At 51.0% G+C, this 3,462-nt stretch carries 1 protein-coding gene; it reads right to left on the minus strand.

Annotated elements, in window-relative coordinates; all coding sequences use genetic code 11:
* Positions 1-2 precede the first annotated feature (2 nt).
* Positions 3-3,257 (minus strand): tetratricopeptide repeat protein, encoded by a 3,255-nt coding sequence (locus tag ACTS3T_RS13790; protein WP_462935220.1) that lies wholly within the window; start codon positions 3,255-3,257, stop codon positions 3-5.
* Positions 3,258-3,462: the final 205 nt, after the last annotated feature.

Below are 3,462 nucleotides of genomic sequence, written 5' to 3' on the forward strand. Positions count from 1 at the left end.
TTTCACTCTAAAGGTCGCCAGTCGCCAGAGACGATGAACGCCGCCCAGTAGTAGGGATGCGAGTAGCGCCCCCTTTGCAGCATGTTAAGCTGCACCTGTCGCAAAGCCTCACTGCGTCCGGCTCCGGCTAGCAGCGCTTTGTAGTAATCCACCATTAGGCCCTCAGTGGCGCGATCGCTGACTTGCCAGAGGCTAATCATTTGACTTTCGGCTCCTGCTATGCCCAGCGATCGCCGTAGACCATAAACCCCTTCGCCGTTAGCGACATCGCCCAGTCCAGTTTCACAGGCTGAAAGCACGACGAGCTGGGTGCCATAGAGGTCTAGGCTGGCAGCTTCTAGCGCCGTCAGAATGCCGTCTTCGCTGCCACTTTCGCGGCGGTTAGCTCCGGCTAGGGCAAGACCAGAGCGCAGCAGTGGATTTTCAACCGGGCCTGTGAAACGGACTTCTCGATTTTGATTGCTGACAACATTGATGCTAGCTCGCAGATCAAGACCTAGTGCTGCCCCAAAGTCGGTAGGGGCTAACTCAGGCAGGTCTTCTAGGAAAAAGCCGTGAGTGGCAATATGCAAAATCTGAGGAGAATTTACCTGCTTCAGCCGATTCTCGGTAGCGCGATCGCCTGTAAGCGGCGTAACGTCCAGCAAAGGGGCGATCGCCGCGGCTTCAGCAGCGGTGCCAGGGAGGTCGCCAAAGCGGAGTTGGCTGAGGTCACTAGAGCGGCGGTTAGTACGGCGGCTATCGGCAATAACGGTAGTGACGCTAGCCTGATCATAATTCGGAGCGGCGATCAGCACTGGAGGCTGCTGGTGAGGCACATCAAACTGTAGCTTCAGCAAGTCCCGGCCACTGGTGAGGTAGCTAATCTGATAAGACTCAATCAGGTAGCGCCGCTGGCTGTCCATCAGGGCTTCAAAGGGAATCTGGTTGAGTTGACCGTCCGGAGAAAGTAGCAGGTGTTGTGCGGAGCCGAGATGGGCTTGCAGCGGTGCAAAGATGAGGTCGTAGAGAGCCTGAGCGGCTTCATCAGGAGGAAACGTAGGATTGTGCAGGGCGCGGCTGAAGTCGGCTGTGGCCAGATCAATGGCATCAGCTTTACCCAGGTCAACGGCTTGGGGGGCTCCGGTAGCGCCAAGTAGATAGGCAGCATAGTGAGAGGTGCCCCAAGGGTCTTGTGGATTATTGAAGTCGTAGGGCATGTAGCGCACCAGTTCGACCAGTACCGCATTTTCGGGAATTTGAGCTTGAACGGCGGCTATGGTTATAGGCTCAGTCTCGACTCGAAAGACGGCGCTGCGACGGGCGAGGATAGCTTCGAGGCTGTTTTCTTCAGCTTTGAGACGAGCGAATTCGGCTCTGTAAGTGTCGGTGGGTAGGTCGCTAGTGCGGTAGAGCAGGGCGGAGAGCTGGCTACGGACAGTAGCGAGGTCGTCTAGAAGGGTTTGGTCTCTGGGGGTGAGCTGCTGGCGTAGCGTTTGCAGAGTGTTGATAGCCGTGTCTAGGATGCGGCCTTTGCGACGCAGGAGCGTGGTAAGCGCGAGATGGGCAGCATCTACGTTTTCGAGATTGTGTTGAAGATGCAAAGAGATTGTAAAGTCAGTCGTATTCCTCATAGAAGCTGCATAGGCTTGTCGCTGAGTCTCTGCTGATGTCAGTAGATTGAGATCGAGATTGGCTTCCTCTATGTCTAAGCCTTGAAGCAAAGTATTAATCGCTTGTAGCGACTGACCTTGATATTTGTGAAGGACAGCTAGGTTGATTAGACTGGCAGCGACGTTAGGGTGGCTTTCGCCTAGTGCTGTTCGAAAACTTTCTAGTGCCTCTCGATAAAGCTGTTCAGCCTCCCCATAGCGACCTTGCCTTTGATAAAATTCAGCCAAATTATCGAGAGTTCCGGCTGTATTAGGATGTGTCTCGCCTAAAGTCGTCTGGGAAACTTCTAGTGCCTCTCGATAAAGCTGTTCAGCCTCCCCATAGCGACCTTGCCTTTGATATGTCAGGGCTAAGCCGTTTAAGCTGAAAGCCACGCTAGGATGCGCTTCCCCTAAGGTCTTTCGTAAAATCTCTAGCGCTTCTTGATAAAGTCTTTCAGCCTCCGTATGGCGGCCCTGTATCTGATAGATCGTGGCCAGGTTGTGAACGCTAGTGGCGGTATCGGGGTGGTTATTGCCTAGCTCAGTGCGTAAAATTGCCAGCGCTTCTTGCTGAAGTACTTCTGCTTCTGTGTAGCGACCTTGGGACTGATAGAGAACCGCTAGGTTGTTGAGATTTGTAGCAACATCGGGATGAGCATTGCCTAGCTCAGTGCGTAAAATTGCCAGCGCTTCTTGCTGAAGTGCTTCTGCTTCTGCGTAGCGACCTTGGGACTGATAGAGAATCGCTAGGTTGTTGAGATTCGTAGCAACAACGGTCTGGGAATTTTCTGAATCTGCTCGTAAAATCTCTAATGCTTCTCGGTAGAAGGATTCAGCTTCCGCGTAGCGACCTTGGACTCGAGAGAGGTCTGCCAAGTTATTGAGGGTAGTGGCCACATCTGGATGAATTGAACCCCGTAGCAGCCGATAGATTTCTAACGCTTCTTGATAGAAAGATTCGGCTTCTCTATAACGACTTTGGAATTGGTAGAGTAAAGCCAGGTTATTGAAACTTCTAGCGACATCTAGATGCGTTTTTCCTGAAATAGTCTGATGCAGCGCTAAAATTCTTTCAGCAATCGGAATCGCTTCTGCATATTGACCAGCCTCATAACGTTGACTGAACTGTTGCTCGAGTTGATTCACTTCTACAATTGCTTGTTCTGTAGCAGTTGCTTGTTTCCATTGCAACTGATAGCGCCCTGTCTCACCTTTAGCATAGGTGTTTGCAACAACTCGGTAAGTTCCCCTGAGCGGCAGCGTTACTATCAACAAGGCATTTGTACCCCCACCGCTATCGTCATCTTGGGCAATTGTGTTATTACGTGGGTCTTGCAAAATTAGATAGGCATCAAAATCCTCACTGCTGAGGCTAATAGCAATATTTTCTCCTGCCTCTCCCTCAAAGCTATGAACGGCGTAATAGCTGCCATCAGCTTCTAGAACCGCGCTGTCACTGTTCAATTCTCCCGTAATCGTAATCGGCGCGTTTTCATCTACTTGGCTAATCAATGCTCTTGAATCTTGGGCACCTTCAATCTCGATCGGCAGCCTCGCTGCGATTGCCCCTTTTGCTCCTACCCACAAACTTAAAACACCCACCGCTAACAAGCGTAAGAACATAGGATACAGACTGATAGAGCGCTAGTCACAGAATATTGCAGATTGGCCCCTAATTATGCACTTGCTTCATTAGAACAGTGGTCTGCTTACGATTTTTCTGAAAGCTTTACCTGATGGGGGTTTTAGCGACTTTAGAAATCAGCTCTTATTAATGACAAAAGACCTCCAGTGCTAGCTAGAGGTCTTGAGAAAAGATAGAAGCAAA

The organism is Almyronema sp., assembly GCF_052168255.1.
Classification (GTDB): domain Bacteria; phylum Cyanobacteriota; class Cyanobacteriia; order Phormidesmidales; family Phormidesmidaceae; genus Sphaerothrix; species Sphaerothrix epifaneia.

Coding starts and splice junctions, on each gene's coding strand:
- ACTS3T_RS13790 (WP_462935220.1), bottom strand. CDS start 3,257: ATGTTCTTACGCTTGTTAGCGGTGGGTGTTTTAAGTTTGTGGGTAGGA.